Below are 21,010 nucleotides of genomic sequence, written 5' to 3' on the forward strand. Positions count from 1 at the left end.
CTTCCGGCACCCTTATCCGGCTCGGCGCTGCGCGCCGATCCACCTTCTCCACAAGGGGAGAAGGGAAGGCGCGAGCGCCACAACGCGCCTTCCCGGTTGAATAGCCGGCTTCAATGAGGCATTTCTGAAATGAACCATTCGGCAACGCGGGCGGTTTGCCTGCTGCGAACCGGAAAACGGGTACGGGCTGCAACGCATGATCGTCAGGCCATGAACTGGAGGCGCTATTTTTGGCCCGTCATCGGCATCGCCGCGGTGGTGTTCTCGCTGTGGCTGCTGCTGCACGAATTGCGCGGCATCTCGCTCGACGATGTCTGGGCCGGCATAATCGCCATCCCGGCGCGCGGCTGGGTGCTGGCGGCGCTGAGTTCGGTCATCGCCTATGCCTCGCTCGCCGGCTACGACCACATCGCGCTGCTGCACATCGGCAAGAAAGTATCGTGGCTGTTCGTCACCTTCTGCTCGTTCACCACCTACGCACTGTCGCACAATATCGGCGGCTCGGTGTTTTCCGGTGCGGTGATCCGCTACCGCGCCTACGGCACCAGGGGCCTGACCGGGCAGGATGTCGGCATTCTGGTGGCGATCTGCTGGATCACCTTCGTGCTGTCGACGCTGTTCGTCTCAAGCATCGTCCTGCTGCTCGAGCCCGAGGTGATCGACCGGTTTTCCGGCATACCGCATCACCGGCTGTCGCAAGCAGCAGGGCTCGCCATGCTGCTCGTGGTGGCGGCCTACATATTCGGCAGTTGGCTGCATCTGAGACCACTCAGGATCGGCAGCTTTCAGCTGCACTACCCGGCGCTGCCGATCGTGGCGCGGCAATTGCTGGTCGGCCCGATCGAGCTGCTGGCAGCGGCGGCGATCATCTTCTTTGCCCTGCCCGCCGCCGGCAATCCCGGCTATTTCGTCGTGCTCGGCGTCTTCCTGGTGTCGTTCTCGATCGCGCAGATCTCGCATGCGCCGGGCGGGCTCGGCGTCTTTGAGGTGGTGTTCCTTGCCGGCTTGTCGCATATGGACCAGGTCGGCGTGCTGGCGGCGCTGCTGGTGTTCCGGCTGTTCTATCTGATCATCCCGCTGCTGATCGCGCTCGGCGTGGTGCTGCTTTTCGAGCACTCGCAATACAGCCGCAGCGAGAGTTGAGACATCAGGGGGCAAGCGCTCCAGACTGCGCGTGAAGAATGGGCAGAGGGTCGCAAGGCCAGGCGCGGCCTGCTGTTTCAAAGCTGCGAAGCTCGAAGGTCACGGCATGGATCCTAGGGTCTCCGCTACGTCGCTTCGCTCCTGCTCCGCCCTAGGATGACGAGGGCGTGTTGGCTTTTGGCTAATCGCAGCTGTTGGAAATTGGCACTGGGACAGTCGCAAATGTCTGGAAACTGGCGCAAATCACAATCCTGGAGATTGGCCGAAATAACACTCCGTTCGTCATCCTAGGGCGGAGCAGGAGCGAAGCGACGTCGCGGAGACCCTAGGATCCATGCCGTTACAGTAGCCGAAGCGCGCAGCGATCCAATGATTTCACTGTCTCGCCACGAAATGTGTACGGATGGGAGGCAACTTAAAAACCTGAAGCAATCGTGTGCCGATTGAAATGCCTACGGCAGGGTTGACTATTTTCCGGCGGCGGCTACAAGGCACGCGCGGCGACATCGCCGCCCTGCCGCGTGGTTTTCAACAGCCGCGCCTGCTGGGGAATAGGTTAACGGTAGACCCACGGACTCTGACTCCGTTAGTCCTGGTTCGAATCCAGGTTCCCCAGCCAACACTTTTTCAAATGAATTCAGAAACTTAGACCGCTCGGTGTTTTCATTTTCCGCGATTTCGTGCCGCGACACGTTGCGACACGTTCCCCTTGATTTGCAACGGTTCCAAATCATTCCCGGCAACTCGACGCGACATGGACGCGACATGAAAGGACATCGTCATGGTCTGGTCTGACCTTCTTCTTTTCGCCCCTGGTATCCTTGGCGTCGGCGCCATGGGCTTGGCAAAGTTGCCCCGATCTCATCGACGTCATCTTCGATACCCCCCGGCCAATCCGATTTCGAACGCTACATGACAGACGCCGGCCGGCGCGGGCTAAGTTATTCGGATTCGATGCGGGAGCTTGATATCAGAACGATCTTCGCCCGGTTGCGGCGCGAGGCCAGCGACGCGGTTGCGCTCGATGTCAGGAATTGGAAACCGATCCTGGATGCCACGGTCCAGAAGTGCCTTACCGACAATCCCGACCATGCCCGAGAACTCATGGGGATGATGGCCGGCTTGAGCTATAGCCACATTCTGTATCCGGCAGAGGCCGCCATGGTGGATGGGCTTTACACGGGACACCGGCGTCGCCGGGGCGGCCTGTCTATCGATGAGCGAGCCGGTCTTCGGGTTTCGAGCTAGGCGGCAAGGAGGTCGAGGACATCTGCTCCAATTTCTATCAACGTGTTTGAATCCGCCAGCAGCATTGCGTGGAAGACAACGGGAGTTGCCGGCTGGCCCCAGGAATGTTGGATGAACGGAAGGAACCGGCGTAAGGCAAGCTGCTCTCTTTCCAATTCTTGATGCTTCGGTATATCTCCGTGAAACAAGGCCTCCAAACTCTGCCTGCCGAGGTCAGCTTCGAGCCCGGCCTTTTCGGGATCGACGGCATAGGGCGGAATATACGGCGCGATGCGGTGTGCGAGCGCATGCCGATAGTCTTCGTGCTGACCGAACCAGCCATCATAACCGGCCAACTTCTTTTGCAATGCGTCCGGGAGAGATTCCCGCACGATGGAATTGCCGGGCCTGAATCCAATGTATGAGGAATTCAGCGGATTGCCATTTGGTTTGATAATCTCTCGTTCTTTCACCCAAACCAATGCAAGGTTGTCGAGCGCGCCGTATACGGCCAGGAGGAAGGCGTGGATGTGGAGTTCCGCGTCCTTCCTGGCGTCATCGTTCGGCACCCCTTCCAGGTCTACCGGGATCAAGTCGAAAACTCGGCTCACACAGCGCCTACACGTATCAAGCCGTCGCCCAAAACCTTGATACGCGTACTCTCTAGCAACGTCAGATGCAAAACCGTGACTCAACGCCCGCGCCTGGAGGTCACGGAGACCACGCAAAACAGGGCTCAATCCTCCTTTAAGCTGTTCGATCGACTCTTCCGAGAAATAGCTTTTCGACATCTGGCCCTCTCAGCATTCCAGGAATCCATTTGAGTGGACCATGCGAACGACTGCCTACTCGGCAAGTTCCTTTACGATCGGATCGAGGCCCGCGACAGATTGAAGACCGTACGCAAGCCTTATTCGCGCCGCCAACCGCACCGCCTCCAACCCTCGCTCTTTGGCGGCGGCATGGTAGTCGAATGGGTTTTGCTCCCAGGTCGAAGCGTAATTCGCGTAGGACTCGGACACTTTTGTAACATTTGAGAACGACAATACCTCATCGGCGATCATAGGCGACAACGCTTTCCAATCCACGTCGGCCGCAATTTCCGGTGGGGTAGGAAGGCGCGTGGAACTCACCCGCTCAGAATACTGAAATTCGCCTTTACCCATGATGAAAGTGTGCCAGCAGTCGACCGCATAGCGCTCCAGTTCTGTTGCGCAGCGCATTGCGCCGTAACGAGCCGCTTGCTTCCTGCCGTACCAACCCTTGAAGATCTCTACGCACCAGGAAGCAACGGCGGATATGATGCCGGTCGCAATGATGGCTGTGATTATTTCCTTGGTTGTCCAGATGCTGTTCACAAGAGATTTCCCCCAAGACGGCGTGGGCGGAGTCGGCGCCCCTGGCTACGGCTTCGTCTCTTCATCAAGAAATGCGGAACCCAGGCCGAAGAGCCCTCCGAAAATTGACGCGGTGTCTGTGACTGAGTCCTTAGCTCCCGTTGCCGTCATCAACGCCTCAGCGACGCGCTGGAGGGACGTCTTGTTCTCAAGTGACCTCAAATCATTGTCGATTTGATTGATATCATCGATGTGCGCAAGGAAATCCTCAATCGACAAGTCCATGGCGGGGAATTCCAGTTTCTTAGCCGCTGATACGAGGAAAAACTCGACGCCATCCGACTTGGGACTCTGTCGGAACGGCGTATGAGCTATGCGATTCCGAAGTTCGCCGCATTTTCGGGCACGCGTCGCCAATGCGTCAAATTTCTGAGCCTGCTCCTTGCCAACGATGAAGAAGTCTACCAGCGCCCTCAGCGTCTTGATCTTTTCATCGAAACCCATGTTTCGACCAACGATCGTAAGACGCGCGCCCTCGATTCCCATCACCTGCCCAATTGCTGCATTGATGCCGACTTCGAGCAGAGCAAAGTACCCCATGAATGCGCCAACCAGCGTGAACGCTCTAAGGTCAGGATCAAGCGTGAGCAGGTGAGACTTGGTAAGCATGTGGCTTCCCCAGGTGACGATCAGGGCCGGCATGGAATGGAACCCTCGTAGCCGCCTTACTTGAGCAGCGTTCTTACTTTAATTGCGCAATCCGATTGCTCTTCATCTGCAGTTCAAACATGGCGCCGCCTTTTACGATCTCTGCCTGCTTTTCAATGGTGATCCAGAGGGCCAGAAGCCGTTCCATCTGCTTCGTCACCGGGGCCTTGTAGAGGCCCTTTGAGAGGAAGAAGCCAACCAGCCGAGAGTTTCGAAAGGCATTGTATTCCAGAGCGTTCCTGGTGATACGCCGGTCGCCTGAAATTACTACCCATCGCCCCTCGGCGCTGCTGGATTGAATCCAGTCGATGTCCTTCACACCCGGACCGTATTTTTCCCGAATATGGATGACGTCATAAAGACCTACAAACAATGCATTCAGGGATTTGGCCAGCGCCGGTGAAAGGTTCTCATCGATGAGGACTTTCACGCCGCTTTCAGGGCGTGTTCGAAACTCACCGCATCGCGGACGACCGCTGGCGGAACTTCATAGAGCCGGGCGACGCGCTCGATCGATCCTTCGGCCTCGACTGCGTCTGCCAGCGCCACGGTAGGCACCCCGGATTTCGCCGCGATAGGCTGGCCAAACGACCGTTCTGGATCGATCACGATTGACGCCCGGCCGTGATATGGCCGCCACCGTGCAACGGCATCGTTCTCGATGTCGAGATCCTTGAATGTGCGGTCGATCACCTGCCGAAAGACATACTGTTTCTTCCGCAGGTCGAGCAACTCGGCCTTCCCGCTCCGTTCGATGCTATCAAGGAAAATGGTGCGCCCATCGGTCTGGAAACGCCGTGTCGAAAATGGCCGGTCGTCTTCGACGCATTCCCTGGCGTATTCAATACAATTTCGGATGGCTAGAAGACCGACGCCGGCTTGGATAAAGGCTTTGACGAACCGTAGTTCGATGAGATCCCGGAACCCGATTTCGAGATGGTCATCATTCTCAACCGGAACCTGAGATTGCCAGAGCGGTTCGATGTCATGGACGACATCGTTCCGGCGATATGAATAGCCCTTCAGCCACCGGTTAACGTTCCTGGCAGACGTCTTGATAAGCAACGCCGCTTCCTGGGCGGAGTACGACCCCACACCAAAAAGAATCGTCCCGTCGCCAGCCTGCCTTACGTTCATGCCTATAGGGTATCCTGATTGTGATTGGCCGCAAGATGGCGGCTCAAAGTTTGCATTCCGAATGGCCTCTCCCGGCGTGATCGGCACAGGGGGCGAATACGCAAGCCTTGCGGATCTGCAAAGTTGGAACACGTTCCAACTTTGACGCCGGGCAACCGTCAACCGGGTGAACGAATTACGGTGACAGTGCACTTTTTACCAGGTCGCCCTCGCCGTTGTGTCTAGATTGACCGCATGGTGCACCCTGCCCGCGTTCCCGGTCTGCCGCCTCCCCCAGCACCGTACGGACGAGCCAAAGTGTCTTCACGTCAGAAGACTATGTGTCCTGCAAGAACTGCTCATCGAGTATTGCCGCGTCGCCGATGTCGCGGTTTTCGATGCGCCCGTGGGCCGCGAGCATCGCCGGGCAAATCGGCAAAGCCGCGAAACCCGGAAAACGAGGCAGGCGAAAGGAAATTAGTGCACAGTCACCGTAATTCCTAGAACCTCTCCGGCAACCCTTCTACTCCCCGACAATGGACGTCGGCGGGCGTGCCGAGGTTATCGGATCGGCATGACGAAGGACGATCCTCCACGCGCCTTCCTCGCGCCGGAATATGGTGGTGACTCGAAGCGCAATCGGCACCAGTTTGTTGCCACCACCGACCTTGGATTGGAACCGCTCGACCTCGATGATGTATCCCAAGTCGGCTGTCGCATACTCCGAGATGCGCTCAAAGCCGGTGGCCTTGCCGTGCCGGTAATTGGTGGCGGCCCGTTCCATGATCTCAGCGGCCTTTCTCCATCCCTTCGCCGGCGGGCCAAAGGGATTGGCAATAATGACGTCGTCCTGTCGCGAGTAGAGGTTTTTCAAGGGCTCGGGATCGCCCTTTACGAAGGCATCCAGAGCCAGATGATCCTGCTCGATAAATTTCGTCAGGTCGGAGGCTAACATCATAACATCGCCACATGACTAAAAAGAGAACTGTATCAAGCGCTTCATCCGCCCTTGCCGTAGGCGTTCGGGCTGGTATCCGGAGTATAGATCAGAATTGCGGTGAGTGCACTTTTTACCACGTCGCCCCGCGGCATGGTGCACCTTGTCGGCGTTCCCGGCCTGCCGGCTCCCCAGCACCGTATGAGTGAGCCAAAGTGTTTTCACGTCCGAAGACTATAAGTTCCGCAAGAACTGCTCATCGAGTATTGCTGCGTCGCCGATGTCGCGGTTTTCGATGCACGCGTGGGCCGAGCATCCCCGGGCAAATCGGCAAAGCCGTGAAACCGGGAAAACGAGGCAGGCAGCGGAAAGAAAATAGTGCACTGTCACCGGAATGCGGATGAAGGGGATTGCAACGGAGGGTTCAGAGCCATCCGAAAAAGGCAGTGCTTGGCTAGGCTTACTGCAATAGCACCGCTCACTAAATTTTTACTGAGACATCAACGTTATTGGAGCACATGGTTTTTCATCTGCAACATGACCTCTACCGCTGACATAAGTGTAGCTTGTACAAATATTCTCTGAACTAATTTGACCAACACACCCAAATGTCGCCCAACCACCAGGCGCATAATGATTTGTCGCCTTCGGGCACTTATACAACTGTATCTTTGACAAGCTTGTTGTAAATCCTTCTAGTGACTGAATTCGGATTTCAGTTCTAACTACTGCTTCACCGATTCTCACCGTTTCCTGCATCAGTTTTTCCGACTCACTAAATTTCAGATCGCTGACGCTTGGCAGTGTGATGAAGGGAGTTGAGCCACCAGAGGTCTGTAACGCTATTCGTACACCTTCGTCGCCCGCTTTCTCGCAAGCTATAGCGGTCCCGGCAGTTTCAACATTTATGGGGTTCGACGGAGGGTCACCAGGCTCATAAACTATTCCACCAATATTGCATTTAACTGAATTTTTTGCTCTTCCGACAACCGAAATACCGGTAATTTGCCTATTCAAAGAACCCGTATTTGCTGTCACACGTAGCGTTCCTGCAAAATCTTGTCCATCCTTAGATACAGTGTATTCAATATATAACGCATTTTCAGAAGACTGGCGCACGCATTCGAGCCAAGACTTAACAGCAATGCTCGCTACAACTGACTCATAGTCCCCAGAAAATGCCGATTTTAGATCAGATGCTGTAGACTTGCAGAACGTAGTCTCTGATATGTTCCAACGACCAGTTGACGACTGTTTTGCGTCCGAGGCATCAATTGAAAGTAGCTTGTATCCCAAGCTAAAACCACTATTTCTTGCTGTAGACTGCGCCTCTCCCACATTGCTGTATTCTCTGCTACACAAATCATCTCTTGTAGAAAACGCAAGCGTGGAATTTATGTTTGACGAAATTTTATCGTAGGCTTTTTCTGTCAAGGCCACGCTGCAATATGACGGGTTTTGCGCGTGAGCATAAGGCGTAACCATAAGGAAAACACTACTCAGAAACGTTGCGCGATTTAACATGCTGATGCTCCTTTTGAGGAACTCAAGAATACCCTGCTCATGAAGCTGCCTGCCACAGGCTTCTTTTGTGATCGATAAACGGCACCTGCCTCCCACGCCGAACCAGCAACGAACGCCCAATCCCCAAGATCTTCCGCACACTCGCGAGTGCCGCCTCGTTCACATCGATATACGCGACGATGTACCACTCGCCGTTTTCTTCCCTGGCCATGCCCAACGGCTCGGCCCGCCATTTGAGCGCGCCATGGTGTGGCATGAAGTAGGTTTCCTGGATGCCGCCGACGGCGCCGAGGCCCTCGTCGAGAGCGTATTCCATCACCGCGCAGCACAGTTGTGTGAGCGTGCCGCGCAGCCCTGCGATGCGCTTGTCGGGAACGACGAATGTGCGCGTCCATTCGGCCCAATCGGGACGCCTCGGGACGCCCGATTTTTCGCACATGTGAGAAAAAACCTCCGAGACCATATGCGGCTCGCTCGTTGGGATCAATCGAGCCGAAGTCACCACGCGACCATCTTCGATACCCAGCAGGTAAGTCGCCGCGTCGGTATCGAATTGGTCTAGCTCGCGACCGTCCGGGCTCGGAGGGCGCCAATGTTTCTGGTGCACGAAGAAATCGTGCCGGCGGCGCAGAAACTCGTCGAATTCGTTTTCATAGAGATGCTTGTTATGCGCATTGACTACGTGGGCCGTTATCATGGCGCGATCCCCCGATCGTTCTCAAAGGGATACTCGCAGTCGCGCTAATATACGTCACCTGTCCGATGGGACAGTTGACGCGCTTAGGGATGGATCAGGCGCCGGCGCACCGCTTCGACGACCGCCTGCGTGGTCGTTGCGACGCCAAAAGCCTCGCGAGCCCGTGTCGAGTGCCATTTGACCGTGCGCTCGGTCAGGCCAAGGATCTGCGAGGTTTCCGACGAGGTCTTGCCGGCCGCGGCCCACAAGAGCACTTCTTTTTCGCGGTCGGTCAGCACGCCCTCATGGTCGTCATCGTCATTGGCCAAGGCCTGGATCGACATGCCCGCGTAGACCGCCATGGTCACCAGTTGCACCTGATGGCGCGGCGAGAGGGTGCAGCACTTCGCGGAGGAGGCGAACGACAGCACGGATTGCCAGTGGTGAATGCTGAGCATCGGCACAGCGAAGCCGCTCCAGATGCCGAACTCCGTCGCCTCGCCGGCGACGCGTCGGGAACCTTCCGTATCCGACCACTTTGCCGGAACTTCGGACCAGAGGAACGGCTTCAGGGTCTTTGCCGAGTAGATGCAAACACCATCAACCGCGGCATGCTCGGCCTCGACATAGCGTTCGAACCAGCCCGCCGGCCAGCCATTCAGTTCAACCATCGGCGCAAGTTTCTGGCCACTGAGCGGCACACCGCTCAGGATAAGATGTTCGAAGCCGAGATTCCTCACGGTATCGAGAAGGTCGCTCAGCAGCGGCCCGGTGGCTGTATGTTTCCTGCAGCGTTCGACAAAGTCGAACACGTCTGAATCGATCATCACAGAGACCCCCGTCTCCACGCCCGAAAACAAAGTTTAACTCAAATTAGCAACTTCGAATACTCCCAATAAGTGTGTCCGCCACGCAGGACGCGTGGACCAAAATCAGCTAAATCAGCCGGATTGTGATCACCAACTGACAGGACCCAAGCATGACGCCAGCATTGCCGAAACGAAACGAGCCGTTCCGGGCCGGCGAAACCGCGCTGCTCTTGGTCGACATGCGGCGGGTCTGGCTCGAGCCGGGTGCTGATCCGGCGCATCTGGAGCGCGGGCCCGATCACTATTTCTACCGGCAGGCGGCGTCGCAAACGATCCCCAACCAGGAGCGCCTGCTGGCGGCGCGGGCCAATGGCGTCGAGGTGATCCACACCATCATCCAGAGCCTGACCGAGGACGGCCGCTTGGTTCCAGCGGCAGCATTCCGGTGCAATCGGAGGACACGGACATCCCCGGCAATGTCGGCCTCGATCCGGAGGAACGAAGCCGGCGTGCCGAAATCATGTTCGCGCCGTTTCATGACCGCGTGGCCGCCCATCTCGACGAGCAGGCGAAGCAGGGCAGAGCGACGCGGATCGCGACGATTCATTCCTTCACCCCGGTCTTCCTCGGTGTTGGCAGGCCCTGGCACGCCGGCGTCCTTTACGACCAGGCAATCGAGTTCGGCCAGGCAGTGCTTGCCGGCCTGAACATCGACGGTGCGCTCAATGTCGCGGCAAACGAGCCCTACGTGATCAGCCGCGACGGCGACTACGCCATACCGGTCCATGGCGAGGATCGCGGCATTCCCGCCGTCCTCATCGAGATCAGGCAGGACCTGCTGGCGAGCCGCACCGGCATCGAGGAATGGGCGAAGCGCCTGGCCGCAGCGTTGCCGGCGCGGCAGAGGCAAGCTTCGTGAACAGACTCGGCTGCGTAAGCGTAACGCGTGAACCCAGGCGCTGGTGAAAAGCTTGGCGAAGTTCCTTAGGAGAAGATTTGCGACAGTTCTTCGACGCTGGTGCCTTCCTTGACCTGACGCAGTTCGACATAGCTGACCGCCGTGGCCACCGACAGCACCATCGACAGTACGGTCGACACCAAGGCTGCCAACACATCTGCAATGATCCCGCCAAACATGACGATGACTGCAAGCATTACCCACTGGATGACCATTGCGATGACCATCAGGATCAAGAAGAGGCCAAATAGCGGCCAGCGGTTGCCCTTGGTCAGGACGCGGCTGCGCGACATCGAACCGAACACGCCAAGCCGCTCCTGGATCAGAACCGGCACCGCCACGCACCATCCGAGCCATAAGATGATGCCGGGAACCAGCAAGGCTATCGACGCCAGGCCTACACCCAGGCCGACGAGCAGGCCAATACCAAGGGTCGGCAGCAAATTGCGGATGGCTATCTGAATGCAGTCGCCAAACGTCGGCCGCTTGCCATTCAAGTCCTCGATCGTCGCCCGCACCAGCGCCGACTGGAGCAGCAGCGCGAAAACGAACGATAGCAATCCCGTAATAACCGTAATCCATGAATTCTGAAACACCATAGAGGGATCGGCCGCGGCGCCGGGGTCGCCATGCAGAACCGCATCTATTTGCGGTTGGCTCCACAGCCGAAGAATAATCGCCGGCAAGCCTGAAAACAGCAGCGCGAGCCCAACGCACAAGCCGATGTTGCGGCCGATTACGGCGAAGCTGTTGTTGAACACCCTGCCGATCTCGAATTTCTCAGGCCGTTCCAGTGTCGTTGAAGCCATGATTTCCCCCCGTGTTTCGCCGTAACAGTATCACGGCGCCCTAACAGTAATTCTGCCAAGATTGACGGTCGCCGTCCAGCCCACTTGCAATTCTTGTGCTGCATTGTCAGTGTCGGCTGGGAACCACAGGTTGCAGGGGAGCGGGTGGCGGTGGCACAGCCAGGCACAGCGGAAGCCGAACGGCTGACCAATCTTCACAAGCAGCTGATCGCCGATGAGTCGATCCAGTTCGACCTGCCGGCCTATATGCCGCCAAAGCCACCCGAGTGGCTGAAGCCGCTGCAGGATTTTTTGTCGTGGCTCGGCCCCTACATGATCTATCTGTTCTGGGGGGCGGTGATATCGGGCGTCGCAATCATCCTGCTTTTGGTCTTCCTCGAGGTGAAAGGCATCGCCTGGCGGCTGCCGTGGCAGCGCGCGCGGCCCGAAGTCGAAGACGAAGAAGCCTGGCGCCCCGACGCCGGCGCCGCGCAGATCCTGTTGTTGCAAGCGGATGCGTTGGCCGCACGCGGCGACTATGACGAGGCGGTTCACCTTTTGCTTCGGCGCAGCGTCGCCGATATTGCCGGCCGGCTGCCGGACTTCCTGCGCCCGTCGCTCACCGCGCGCGACATCGCCAATGCCCCTTCCCTGCCGGGAAGGGCACGCCATGCGTTTACCGAGATCGCCCGCATCGTCGAGGCGGCGCTGTTCGCGCGCCGGCCGGTTGGCGCGGAAGGCTGGCGGCAAGCACGCGGCGCCTATGAACGTTTCGCCTTCCGGGATGCCTGGACGTGAGCGCACCGGCGGTCGAGGCGCAGGAGCCGTTCAATCGAAAGACACTGTTTTGGGGGATTTTCGCCAGCCTGCTTGCGGCGGCCGGTTTCTTCCTGCTGTCCACCTATGCTCCCGATTTCCGGCAACCCCGCAATGGCGGCGCCACGCCGCTGTCGAAGAGCGGCGTCGGCTACGCCGGTCTGGTGGAATGGCTGCGGCTCACCGGTGAAGCGCCCTTGATGGCGCGGACCGAAGATGATCTTGCCAGAGATATACTGCTGATCGTCACCATCTCGCCCGACAGCGACCAGGAGGCGCTCGACCGCATCCTCAATCTTCGCCAGGACCAGAACACGCTCTTCGTGCTGCCCAAATGGCAGATCCTGCCGCTGCAGGGGCATGAAGGCTGGAACATGAAATTCGGGCGATTGCCCGGTTCGGTGGTGAACGAATGGCTTGGCCGCATCGCCGATGCGAAGATCGGTGCCGGCCAGAGCACGGCAAAGCAACTCGACATCGAAGGCAACATGGTTGCCGCACCCGAAGAATTGCAGTGGGTGGCCGACAAGTACCCTCTCATCGCAGCCGGCAATGACAAGGCCGTGCTTACCGAACTAGACGACAAGCCGTTCTATATCCTGACTGACCCCGACCTGATCAACAACGCCGCCCTCAAGGATCCCGAAAAGGCAGCAGCCGCGCTCGGGCTGATTGCCTTGCTCCAGCCCGACGACGGTCCGGTGATGTTCGATCTGACGCTGCACGGCGCGGGGCGGAAGTATGATCTGGCCAAGCTTCTGGTCGAGCCGCCGTTCCTGGCCCTGACACTGACGATCCTGATCGCGGCGGCCCTGGCGTTCCTGCATGGCCTTGGCCGGTTCGGCCCGGCGCGCGCCGACCAGCGTGCGATTGCCTTCGGCAAGCGTGCGCTGGTCGATACCACGGCGATGCTCATGCGGCGTGCCGGCCGGCTGGACGAGCTGGGAGGCCGCTATGCGGCCTTGATGCGGGTGCGCGCCGGCGCGCTGCTCGGGGCACCGCACGGACTGCAAGGCAAAGCGCTCGACCGCTGGCTCGACTCTCGCGATAAGGGGCAAGCTGGCGGCTTTACGACGCGTTCGCAAGCCGCCGGCGAGGCGAAGAACCTGACGCAGATGCAACAGGCAGCAGAGCGGCTGCACGACTGGACGGCAAGGAGGCTCGGTGAACGTCGATGATGTGAAGGCCCTGGCGACACGGATCAGGGAAGAAGTTGCCAAGGCGATTACCGGGCAGCACGATACAGTCGACCTGATGCTGACCGCCTTGTTTGCGGGCGGGCATATCCTGCTCGAAGGTCCTCCCGGCACGGCCAAGACCATGACCGCGCGCTGCTTCGCCCAGGCGCTTGGGATCGCCTACGGGCGGATCCAGTTCACGCCGGACCTGATGCCCGGCGATATCGTCGGGTCGAACATCTACAACTTCCAGACCGGGCAGTTCACGCTGACGCGCGGCCCGATCTTCTGCGATCTCCTGCTTGCCGACGAGATCAACCGCACGCCGCCCAAGACGCAGGCCGCACTGCTCGAGGCGATGCAGGAACATGCGGTCACCTTCGACGGCACCACGCATTCGCTCGGCCGCAACTTCATGGTCGTCGCGACCCAGAATCCAATCGAGCACCAGGGTGTCTATCCGCTGCCGGAGGCGCAGCTCGACCGCTTCCTGTTCAAGCACCGCGTCAGCTATCCCGGCCCCGAAGAAGAACGGGCCATCATCGTCCATCACGGCGGCGGCTCCGCCTCGCACGAGATCGCGCAATACGGCATCACGGCGCAGACAGACCGCGAGACGCTGCAGGAGGCCCTTGAAGTCGTCGGCTCCGTCACCCTTGTCGACGATGTCGTCGGCTACATAGCGGCGCTGGTTCGGGCTACGCGCGAAAATGCCGATCTGGAAGTCGGAGCGAGCCCGCGCGCCGGCGCCATGCTGGCGCGGGCGGCGCGTGCCCGGGCGGCGCTGGACGGACGCGCCTATGTGATCCCCGACGACGTCAAGGCGCTGGCGGTGCCGGCACTGCGCCATCGCGTCATCCTTTCGCCTGCCGCCCAGATCGACGGCCGCCTGGTCGAGCAGATCGTCTCCGACCTGGTCGACCGGACGGAAGCACCACGTTGATCTATCCCAGCGGCCGAGCGGTGTGGGCAGCTGCTGCCGGCGCGGTGCCGGCCTTCCTGGTCGCGCTGGCATTGCCGTCCTTCTGGTATCTGGGATTGCTGTGGAGTTGCCTGCTGCTTGCCTTCCTGGCGGTGGATGCCGCGGCGGGACGCGGACGGGCATCGCTGAATGCCAGCATCGATGCGCCGCAGCTGGTCGGTGTCGGTGGGGAATTCGGCGTGCAAATCACCGCTCGTCACTCGGGGCCGCGCGCCGCCGAGGCTCGCGTCGGCCACGATGCGCGTCTGGCGCCGGTGAGCGGCAGCGGCGGGGCCTTGCAGCCGACCGCCAGAGGCGGGTCGCTCAACCTCCGCTTCCAGGCGCTGCGGCGCGGCATCGCCAGCTTCGACCGTCTCTGGGTGCGCTGGCGCGGGCCGTTTGGGCTGGTCTGGAACCAGGTCGTGCTGCCGGTGGAAAGCAAGATTGCGGTGCTGCCCGACGTCAGCAGCGCTCGCGGCGAAGCGATCACGCTTCTGCAACATGCGGCGCTTGCCGAAGGCCATGCGCAGCGCCGCGCCGGTCAAGGCCGCGAGTTCGACGCGCTCAAGGATTACCAGCCGGGCATGGGCCGGCGGATGATCGACTGGAAGCGCAGCGCCCGCCACGGCAAGCTGTTGGCGCGCGAGTTCCGCATCGAGGAGAACAATAACATCGTGCTGGCCATCGATAGCGGACGCCTGATGTGCGAGCCGGTCGACGGTGTGCCTAAGGTGGACCGCGCCGTGACGGCCGCCTTGCTGTCGGCGTTCATCGCGCTGAAGGGCGGCGATATGGTCAGCCTGTTTGGCTTCGATGCAAGGCCGCGCGTTTCGAGCGGCGCGGTACGCGGCCCCGCCAACTTTGCGATGATCCAGAAACGAGCGGCGGAGATCGACTATTCCAGCGAGGAGACCAATTTCACGCTGGCGCTGACGACGCTCGCGGCGCGGCTCGACCGCCGCTCGCTCGTCATCATCTTCACCGATTTTGTCGATCCGATCAGCGCGGAATTGATGCTGCGCACCGTGGGCCGGCTCACCGAACGGCATCTCGTGCTGTTCATGCTGATGAAGGACACCGAACTGGAGGGCCTGGCCGATATGCCGCCACGCTCCGGCGAGGACGTTGCCCGCGCGGTCGTCGCCGGAGGGCTTTTGCGCGAAAGGCAGGTCGTCATCGGCCGGCTGCGCCTGCTCGGGGCGCATGTGATTGAAGCCGACCACGATCGGCTGGGTCCCGCGCTGGTCGAGCGCTATCTGCAGTTCAAGCAGGAGGACTTGCTGTGACGGCGCCAGTCGTCGACAATGCTGCACGTGGCGACGCGGTACGCCAGTCGCTGGCCAGCTTCCGCCGCGAGCGCGAGGCCGACTGGAAGGCATTCGAGGCGCTGCTGGCGCGTGTCGAGAAGCGTGCGCCGCGGACGCTTTCCGAAGAGGAGCTGCTGTCGCTGCCCCTGCTCTATAGATCGGCGTTGTCTTCCCTGTCGGTGGCGCGCGCAACCTCGCTCGACAATGCGTTGGTCGGCTATCTCGAAGCGCTGTCGCTGCGCGGTTATTTCTATCTCTACGGCGCGCGTCGCGGGCTGCGGCAGCGCCTGGCCGATTTCTTCCTGCACGACTGGCCCGGGGCCATTCGCGACCTGTGGCGCGAGACATTGGCGTCGGTCGCGCTGATGGTGATCGGCATTGGTGCAGGCGCCTGGCTGGTGGCATCCGACAAGAGCTGGTTCGACGCGATCATCCCGCCCGGCCTGGCAGGAGGCCGCGGCCCCGACACCTCGGCCGAACTGCTGCGCAACATGCTTTATGATGGCGACAATGGCTTTCTCTCAGGCTTTGCCGCCTATCTGTTCACGCACAACGTCCAGGTCGCAATCCTGGCCTTCGCCCTTGGCTTCGCCTTCGCGGTGCCGACAGTGCTGCTGATGCTGTTCAACGGCTGTATGATCGGGGCGTTGTTCCAAGTCTACTGGTCCAAGGGACTTAGCATGGAGCTCGGCGGTTGGCTGGCCATCCACGGCACCACCGAATTGTTCGCGATCGCTTTGGCCGGCGCGGCCGGCATGCGCATCGGCACCAGCATCGCCTTTCCCGGCGAATTGACACGCATGGCGGCAGCGGCTCGCGCCGGTCGCATCGCCGCGAACGCCATGGTCGGGGTCTCGGTCATGCTGCTGTTTGCCGGGCTGCTCGAGGGCATTGGCAGGCAGACCATCACCAGCGACGTCACGCGCTACGCCATTGGCGGTGGCATGCTGGCGCTGTGGCTCGGATATTTCTACCTGTTCCGGGCGGTGCGGCATGGCGATCGGTAGGCGCGCCGCCTTCGCGGCCATACGGCCGCTGATCACGCCCGAAGGCGTCGATCTCCGGATTAGGCTCGCCGACGCCGGCACACGGGCCTCCGCCTTCCTTCTCGACGTCGTGTTCATCGCCGTGGCTGCAATCGTGATCACGATCGTCGGGCTGTTCGGAGTGGGAGGCCTTGGCAGCGAGGGGTTTCAGCCGCTCTTCGTCGTCTGGATCATCCTGATCTTCTTTCTGCGCAACGCCTACTTCATCGTCTTCGAAGCAGGCCGGCGCGCGGCTACGCCAGGCAAGCGGATCGTCGGCATCCGGGTCGCGTCGCGCAGTGGCGACGGCCTGTCGATCGACCAGGTCATTGCCCGCAACCTGATGCGCGAGATCGAGGTGTTCCTGCCACTGTCGATCATCGCCGGACGCAGCGGGACCGACCTCGCCGACACGCTGACGACGGTGTTCGGACTGGTGTGGACGCTGCTGTTTGCCTTGTTCCCGCTGTTCAATCGAGACCGCATGCGGATCGGCGACCTGTTGGCGGGGACCTGGGTGGTCGAGGCGCCGAAGCGCGCCTTGCTTGAAGACCTGTCGACACGGCAGGATCCGACGGCCGGCGCCTTCCGGTTCAGCCACGCCCAGCTCGATGCCTACGGGATTGCCGAACTCCACAAGCTGGAGGAGGTGCTGCGCCGCGACGACTATTTCGCCCTGCGGACGGTGGCCGAAACGATCGGACGCAAGATCGGCGCAGCGCCACAAGCCCATGACGCGCGCCCATTCCTGACGGCGTATTACGGGGAGTTGCGGGCGCATCTCGAACGCAAGCTTCTGCTGGGCAACCGCAGGGCCGACAAGCATGCGCGTTAGACCAGGAGTGGAAATGCACGAAAAGCGTGCGCAGCCGCCCATTGCCACCGAAGATTGACGCTTGACCAGTGCCATCTTCTCCCGCAAATTCAGTCTCGCGGGGTTGAAATGCCTATCCGTCCGAGGGTGCTCGTGTTCCCTATCCTCTGGCAGTCGCAAGCGGATGTTGCAAGAAGACTCCTCGAGAGTTCCAGGTTCTACGGAAATCAAGCCTCAAGGAGACTTCCTTGGCCACTTTCGTCACTCAATCCACTTTCCAACGAGCTGGCAGCCAAATGGTGTGGTTTTGGAAGCTCGGAACAGGCGATGCCTACTGGGGGTACTCGGTACGTGCGGCGGTCGTCCTTCGCACGGCCACTTTGCGCTGGGAAAGCCTGTATACCTACATCGACGAGACAGGCCAGACCGAGGTAATCCAGACGAACGTATCGGACGATATGCAAATAAGATTCGCGGCGATAAGTTCTCCCTGAGGAGCCAAGACATGCCAATAGCGCTTCACGCGGTATACGATTCCCGAGGCGTCATCATTGCCGCCTCACGAGTCGATCCCGACGATGACAAGTCGGCCCCGACGCCAATCCCACAGCCCGGCGAGGGCAATTACTACGCGCTAATCCCGCTTGACGAAGCCCACGTCAAAATGCCGCTGGATCAGCTGTGCACAACGACTCGGGTCGACTTGCGACAGAAGCGGCTGATTGCCGAGGACCTTCACTCTCAAGCATAAGTGTTCCTCGCCACCCTGCCCTAGCCCACCCACTTCTCATAATCGGACACCAGCAGATGCAGCGGTGCTGTGTCTTCGTCGATGTCCGCGAAGCGGCCGATCGGCTCGCGAAAAACGTTGTCGGTGAGATCGTCATTGACGGTCGAGACCTCGCCGATCAGCACGTCCTTGCCCTCGGCCCAGAAGGCGTGCCAGACGCCCGGCAGCAGCGTCACGCTCTGGCCTGGGTCGAGCTTCAGCAATCCACCCGCAGGCAGTCTGTGGATGGTTCCGTCGACAGGCACCGATACTTCGGCCTTCGGATCGATGCCGCCATCGCGATCATGCATGAACAGCTCCAGCACCAGTTTGCCGCCGCCACGGTTGATGATGTCCTCGGCCTTGATGTTGTGGCGGTGCATCGGCGACAGCTGATCCTTGCGCGAGATCATGATCTTTTCGGCATAGAGCATGCCCATGCCCTTCTTCATGTCCTCGTAGCGGCCGTTGCGAACAGTGAACAGGAACAGGCCGAGCTCGTCGAACTTGCCCTGGCCGTAATCGGTGATGTCCCAGCCAAGCCGCGACGAGAAGATGGCCGCCGAATCCTGCCGGTGCGCCTTCATCTCGTCCGGGGTCCAGTAGGCGAAGGGCGGCATGATGTAGCCGAACGAACGGATGAAGGCGTCGGCGTCGCGGATGATGTTGTTGATGGCGGAGCGTTTCATGATCATGATCCCTTCTTCAGGCGGTGCCTACAGCGCATAACCGAACACCGATCCGGTGTCGACGTAAACCGCATTCTGGCCTCATGACATCGGCGACGATCAGGGCCATAAGTCCCGACAAATTCCCAAAGGTGACATTCCATGCGCAGCATAGACGACCTCGATACGCCGGCGATCCTGATCGACGCCCGCCGCGCAGAAGCCAACATCGCGCGGGCGCAGGCCCATGCCGACCGGCACGGGCTGAAGCTCCGGCCGCACATCAAGACCCATAAGCTGCCCTACTGGGCGAAAAAGCAGGTCGCGGCCGGGGCCATCGGCATCACCTGCCAGAAGATCGGCGAGGCCGAAATCATGGCCGATGCCGGACTGACCGACATCTTTCTGCCCTACAATATCCTCGGGCGGGCCAAGCTGGAACGCCTCAAGGCGCTGCACGGCCGCGTAACGCTGTCGGTGACAACGGACAGCATGGACACGCTGATGGGGCTTGCCGCCACCTTTACCGATCCCGGCCACCGCCTGCCGGTGCTGGTCGAATGCGACACCGGCATGGGCCGCTGCGGTGTGCAGTCGGCCGGCGAGGCAGTCGCGCTGGCGAGCGAGATCGACAAGGTCCGGGGGCTCGTCTTCAGCGGCCTGATGACCTACCCGGGGGCGGGCCGCGCCGCCGAAACCGAGGCGTGGCTCGCCGATGCGCAGCAAGCACTTGCCGCAGCCGGCCTTGCTTGCGAGCGCATCTCCAGCGGCGGCACACCCGATATGTGGCGTTCCGGCGAGCATAGCGTCGTTACCGAATACCGGCCCGGCACCTACATCTATCTCGACCGCTACCAGGTCGCCAAAGGCGTCGGCAGCCTCGACGATTGCGCACTGACGGTGCTGTCGACGGTGGTCAGCCACCCAACGCCGACACGCGCCATCCTCGACGCCGGCAGCAAGGCGCTCTCCAGCGATACGCTGGGGCTCGCCGATTTCGGCGAGCTGCTGGGCATTTCAGGCGCAAGGGTGACCAGCCTCAGCGAAGAGCACGGCAACGTCACGCTGTCAGGCGGCGCCAAGCTTCGCATCGGCGAGCGCGTGCGCGTCGTACCCGACCATTGCTGCGTCGTCACCAACCTGTTCGACGAGGTGCATCTGATCGAAGGGGACAAGGTGATCAAGACGCTGCCGGTGGCAGCACGCGGGCGTATGGCTTGATACTATCGGTTGGTTACCGTTCAGCCTGCCTCGCGGCAACCCGGCGCATCGAAATGACCCGGCGGCGCCGGATCTCGGTGCGCATCGCCGTCAGGTGCAGCGCGAAGAAAAGCACGGTGAAGCCGAGTGCCATCACCAGCAAGGGCCACAACAGGCTTGGATCTATCGTCGGCCCACCAAGACGGAACACCGACGCCGGCTGATGCAACGTGTTCCACCAGTCGACCGAAAATTTGATGATCGGGATGTTAATGAAGCCTACCAGGGTTATGATGGCCGCTGCCCAGGCGGCGCGCCCGGCATCGTCTAGCGCGCGGGTCAGCGCGATGATGCCGAGATACATCAGGAACAGGATGAAAACCGAGGTCAGCCGCGCGTCCCACACCCACCAGGTGCCCCACATCGGCTTGCCCCAGATCGACCCGGTGATCAGCGCAAGGGCGGTGAAGACGGCGCCGATGGGTGCCGCCGATTTCAGCGCCACGTCGGCCAGCGGATGGCGCCAGACCAGCGTGCCCAGTGCCGAGACCGCCATCAGCGTGTAGCACATCATGGCAAGCCAGGCGAAAGGCACGTGGATATACATGATGCGAACGGTGATGCCCTGCTGGAAGTCCTCAGGCGCCGTGAAGCTCATATAGAGACCGACAGCGAGGACGACGGCGGCGACGCTCGCCAGCCACGGCACAACCTTGTCGGCAAGCCCGACGAACCGCGTCGGGTTGGCAATATCCATCCAGCCGGAGGGGCGTGAAGTCGTGTCGCTCATGCGGCCTTACATAGACCGCCGGCGGAGTTGCGGCAACCACAGCGGCGGTACGTCGTCTCTTCTCCCCTTGCGTGAGAAGGCGGATCGGCACGTAGCGTCGAGCCGGACGAGAGGTGCTGGACGAGTAAGGCGCCAATGATCGCCGTGCGCCGAAGTCTGGATTTTGGATGAGATTTGAGCCAAGCCGGAGCATCCCCTCATCCGACCTCGCTTCGCGAGGCCACCTTCTCCCGCAAGCAAGGGGAGAAGGCAGGCCGCG

The 21,010-nt window shown here is 60.5% G+C and carries 23 protein-coding genes, 1 tRNA gene and 1 pseudogene; 13 read left to right on the plus strand and 12 right to left on the minus strand.

The annotated features are described in order from the left end of the window. Positions 1-210: 210 nt before the first annotated feature. From NKJ17_RS16465 to NKJ17_RS16475, 3 genes are all read left to right on the plus strand, one after another. Positions 211-1,143, plus strand: coding sequence for a lysylphosphatidylglycerol synthase domain-containing protein (locus NKJ17_RS16465; protein ID WP_352689408.1), 933 nt, complete (start codon positions 211-213; stop codon positions 1,141-1,143). Between the two features lie 545 nt (positions 1,144-1,688). Next, positions 1,689-1,762 (plus strand) — tRNA-Gln (locus tag NKJ17_RS16470). A gap of 293 nt (positions 1,763-2,055) precedes the next feature. Continuing rightward, positions 2,056-2,391: a hypothetical protein gene (locus tag NKJ17_RS16475; RefSeq protein ID WP_352689409.1), complete on the plus strand. Its 336-nt coding sequence runs from the start codon at positions 2,056-2,058 to the stop codon at positions 2,389-2,391. Here the strand turns inward: NKJ17_RS16475 and NKJ17_RS16480 are convergent. The 9 genes from NKJ17_RS16480 to NKJ17_RS16520 all read right to left on the minus strand — a co-directional run bounded on the left by NKJ17_RS16480 (position 2,388) and on the right by NKJ17_RS16520 (position 9,495). Next, on the minus strand, positions 2,388-3,161 hold the full coding sequence (locus NKJ17_RS16480; protein WP_352689410.1) for a hypothetical protein: 774 nt from the start codon (positions 3,159-3,161) through the stop codon (positions 2,388-2,390). The two genes, NKJ17_RS16475 and NKJ17_RS16480, sit on opposite strands and share 4 nt — an antisense overlap. A gap of 54 nt (positions 3,162-3,215) precedes the next feature. Then, complete coding sequence (locus tag NKJ17_RS16485; RefSeq protein ID WP_352689411.1) at positions 3,216-3,728, minus strand: hypothetical protein; 513 nt, start codon at positions 3,726-3,728, stop codon at positions 3,216-3,218. 45 nt (positions 3,729-3,773) lie between these two features. Beyond that, positions 3,774-4,409, minus strand: a complete 636-nt coding sequence (locus NKJ17_RS16490; protein WP_352689412.1) for a hypothetical protein — start codon at positions 4,407-4,409, stop codon at positions 3,774-3,776. 40 nt (positions 4,410-4,449) lie between these two features. Next, positions 4,450-4,845, minus strand: coding sequence for a DUF5615 family PIN-like protein (locus NKJ17_RS16495; protein ID WP_352689413.1), 396 nt, complete (start codon positions 4,843-4,845; stop codon positions 4,450-4,452). Beyond that, positions 4,842-5,552, minus strand: coding sequence for a DUF433 domain-containing protein (locus tag NKJ17_RS16500; RefSeq protein WP_352689414.1), 711 nt, complete (start codon positions 5,550-5,552; stop codon positions 4,842-4,844). Before NKJ17_RS16500 ends, NKJ17_RS16495 begins: the two co-directional genes overlap by 4 nt. 502 nt (positions 5,553-6,054) lie before the next feature. After that, positions 6,055-6,489, minus strand: a complete 435-nt coding sequence (locus NKJ17_RS16505; RefSeq protein ID WP_352689415.1) for a YybH family protein — start codon at positions 6,487-6,489, stop codon at positions 6,055-6,057. Positions 6,490-6,957: 468 nt separating this feature from the next. Next, on the minus strand, positions 6,958-7,992 hold the full coding sequence (locus NKJ17_RS16510) for a hypothetical protein (RefSeq protein WP_352506544.1): 1,035 nt from the start codon (positions 7,990-7,992) through the stop codon (positions 6,958-6,960). 37 nt (positions 7,993-8,029) lie between these two features. Then, complete coding sequence (locus tag NKJ17_RS16515; RefSeq protein WP_352689416.1) at positions 8,030-8,689, minus strand: acyl-homoserine-lactone synthase; 660 nt, start codon at positions 8,687-8,689, stop codon at positions 8,030-8,032. Positions 8,690-8,772: 83 nt separating this feature from the next. Further along, positions 8,773-9,495 carry a LuxR family transcriptional regulator gene (locus tag NKJ17_RS16520; protein ID WP_352689417.1) on the minus strand — a complete coding sequence of 241 codons (723 nt, stop codon included), beginning with the start codon at positions 9,493-9,495 and terminating at the stop codon, positions 8,773-8,775. A 152-nt stretch (positions 9,496-9,647) separates the two neighbouring features. Between NKJ17_RS16520 and NKJ17_RS16525 the strand changes: the two are divergent. Together NKJ17_RS16525 and NKJ17_RS16530 are read left to right on the plus strand one after the other, a co-directional pair. Then, positions 9,648-9,899, plus strand: a pseudogene (locus NKJ17_RS16525) (cysteine hydrolase); the annotation flags it as partial. A gap of 23 nt (positions 9,900-9,922) precedes the next feature. After that, on the plus strand, positions 9,923-10,396 hold the full coding sequence (locus NKJ17_RS16530; RefSeq protein WP_352689418.1) for an N-formylglutamate amidohydrolase: 474 nt from the start codon (positions 9,923-9,925) through the stop codon (positions 10,394-10,396). Positions 10,397-10,461: 65 nt separating this feature from the next. On the opposite strand, the gene NKJ17_RS16535 is transcribed toward NKJ17_RS16530, so the two are convergent. Continuing rightward, on the minus strand, positions 10,462-11,244 hold the full coding sequence (locus NKJ17_RS16535) for a hypothetical protein (protein ID WP_352689419.1): 783 nt from the start codon (positions 11,242-11,244) through the stop codon (positions 10,462-10,464). Between the two features lie 150 nt (positions 11,245-11,394). Between NKJ17_RS16535 and NKJ17_RS16540 the strand changes: the two genes are divergently transcribed. The 7 genes from NKJ17_RS16540 to NKJ17_RS16570 all read left to right on the plus strand — a co-directional run bounded on the left by NKJ17_RS16540 (position 11,395) and on the right by NKJ17_RS16570 (position 17,818). Then, a complete protein-coding gene (locus tag NKJ17_RS16540; RefSeq protein ID WP_352689420.1) occupies positions 11,395-12,021 on the plus strand; it encodes a DUF4129 domain-containing protein in 627 nt (208 codons plus the stop codon). Beyond that, positions 12,018-13,217 (plus strand): DUF4350 domain-containing protein, encoded by a 1,200-nt coding sequence (locus NKJ17_RS16545; protein ID WP_352689421.1) that lies wholly within the window; start codon positions 12,018-12,020, stop codon positions 13,215-13,217. The genes NKJ17_RS16540 and NKJ17_RS16545 overlap by 4 nt, the downstream gene beginning before the upstream one ends. After that, on the plus strand, positions 13,204-14,160 hold the full coding sequence (locus NKJ17_RS16550) for an AAA family ATPase (protein WP_352689422.1): 957 nt from the start codon (positions 13,204-13,206) through the stop codon (positions 14,158-14,160). Before NKJ17_RS16545 ends, NKJ17_RS16550 begins: the two co-directional genes overlap by 14 nt. Beyond that, positions 14,157-15,464: a DUF58 domain-containing protein gene (locus NKJ17_RS16555; RefSeq protein ID WP_352689423.1), complete on the plus strand. Its 1,308-nt coding sequence runs from the start codon at positions 14,157-14,159 to the stop codon at positions 15,462-15,464. Before NKJ17_RS16550 ends, NKJ17_RS16555 begins: the two co-directional genes overlap by 4 nt. Continuing rightward, positions 15,461-16,492: a stage II sporulation protein M gene (locus tag NKJ17_RS16560; RefSeq protein ID WP_352650541.1), complete on the plus strand. Its 1,032-nt coding sequence runs from the start codon at positions 15,461-15,463 to the stop codon at positions 16,490-16,492. The genes NKJ17_RS16555 and NKJ17_RS16560 overlap by 4 nt, the downstream gene beginning before the upstream one ends. Further along, the gene (locus tag NKJ17_RS16565; RefSeq protein WP_352689424.1) at positions 16,479-17,345 is read left to right on the plus strand and encodes an RDD family protein; all 867 of its coding nucleotides are present in this window, start codon (positions 16,479-16,481) and stop codon (positions 17,343-17,345) included. The genes NKJ17_RS16560 and NKJ17_RS16565 overlap by 14 nt, the downstream gene beginning before the upstream one ends. 227 nt (positions 17,346-17,572) lie before the next feature. Further along, complete coding sequence (locus tag NKJ17_RS16570) at positions 17,573-17,818, plus strand: hypothetical protein (RefSeq protein ID WP_031193474.1); 246 nt, start codon at positions 17,573-17,575, stop codon at positions 17,816-17,818. A 277-nt stretch (positions 17,819-18,095) separates the two neighbouring features. Here the strand turns inward: NKJ17_RS16570 and NKJ17_RS16575 are convergent, their stop codons facing one another. Next, positions 18,096-18,782 (minus strand): D-lyxose/D-mannose family sugar isomerase, encoded by a 687-nt coding sequence (locus tag NKJ17_RS16575; RefSeq protein ID WP_352689425.1) that lies wholly within the window; start codon positions 18,780-18,782, stop codon positions 18,096-18,098. 141 nt (positions 18,783-18,923) lie between these two features. Between NKJ17_RS16575 and NKJ17_RS16580 the strand changes: the two genes are divergently transcribed. After that, positions 18,924-19,982, plus strand: coding sequence for a D-TA family PLP-dependent enzyme (locus tag NKJ17_RS16580; protein ID WP_352506556.1), 1,059 nt, complete (start codon positions 18,924-18,926; stop codon positions 19,980-19,982). Between the two features lie 13 nt (positions 19,983-19,995). Here NKJ17_RS16580 and NKJ17_RS16585 read toward each other — a convergent pair whose 3' ends face one another. Beyond that, positions 19,996-20,751: a heme ABC transporter permease gene (locus tag NKJ17_RS16585; protein ID WP_254817503.1), complete on the minus strand. Its 756-nt coding sequence runs from the start codon at positions 20,749-20,751 to the stop codon at positions 19,996-19,998. Positions 20,752-21,010 lie beyond the last annotated feature (259 nt).

It is taken from the genome of Mesorhizobium sp. M0208 (assembly GCF_040322015.1).
Taxonomy (GTDB): Bacteria; Pseudomonadota; Alphaproteobacteria; order Rhizobiales; family Rhizobiaceae; genus Mesorhizobium.

Bases quoted from the DNA above. Each gene is read 5' to 3' on its own strand.
- NKJ17_RS16505 (WP_352689415.1), bottom strand. From the start codon at position 6,489: ATGATGTTAGCCTCCGACCTGACGAAATTTATCGAGCAGGATCATCTG.
- NKJ17_RS16480 (WP_352689410.1), bottom strand. From the start codon at position 3,161: ATGTCGAAAAGCTATTTCTCGGAAGAGTCGATCGAACAGCTTAAAGGA.
- NKJ17_RS16535 (WP_352689419.1), bottom strand. From the start codon at position 11,244: ATGGCTTCAACGACACTGGAACGGCCTGAGAAATTCGAGATCGGCAGG.
- NKJ17_RS16520 (WP_352689417.1), bottom strand. From the start codon at position 9,495: ATGATCGATTCAGACGTGTTCGACTTTGTCGAACGCTGCAGGAAACAT.
- NKJ17_RS16475 (WP_352689409.1), top strand. From the start codon at position 2,056: ATGACAGACGCCGGCCGGCGCGGGCTAAGTTATTCGGATTCGATGCGG.
- NKJ17_RS16565 (WP_352689424.1), top strand. From the start codon at position 16,479: ATGGCGATCGGTAGGCGCGCCGCCTTCGCGGCCATACGGCCGCTGATC.
- NKJ17_RS16575 (WP_352689425.1), bottom strand. From the start codon at position 18,782: ATGAAACGCTCCGCCATCAACAACATCATCCGCGACGCCGACGCCTTC.
- NKJ17_RS16490 (WP_352689412.1), bottom strand. From the start codon at position 4,409: ATGCCGGCCCTGATCGTCACCTGGGGAAGCCACATGCTTACCAAGTCT.
- NKJ17_RS16500 (WP_352689414.1), bottom strand. From the start codon at position 5,552: ATGAACGTAAGGCAGGCTGGCGACGGGACGATTCTTTTTGGTGTGGGG.
- NKJ17_RS16585 (WP_254817503.1), bottom strand. From the start codon at position 20,751: ATGAGCGACACGACTTCACGCCCCTCCGGCTGGATGGATATTGCCAAC.
- NKJ17_RS16580 (WP_352506556.1), top strand. From the start codon at position 18,924: ATGCGCAGCATAGACGACCTCGATACGCCGGCGATCCTGATCGACGCC.
- NKJ17_RS16515 (WP_352689416.1), bottom strand. From the start codon at position 8,689: ATGATAACGGCCCACGTAGTCAATGCGCATAACAAGCATCTCTATGAA.
- NKJ17_RS16510 (WP_352506544.1), bottom strand. From the start codon at position 7,992: ATGTTAAATCGCGCAACGTTTCTGAGTAGTGTTTTCCTTATGGTTACG.
- NKJ17_RS16465 (WP_352689408.1), top strand. From the start codon at position 211: ATGAACTGGAGGCGCTATTTTTGGCCCGTCATCGGCATCGCCGCGGTG.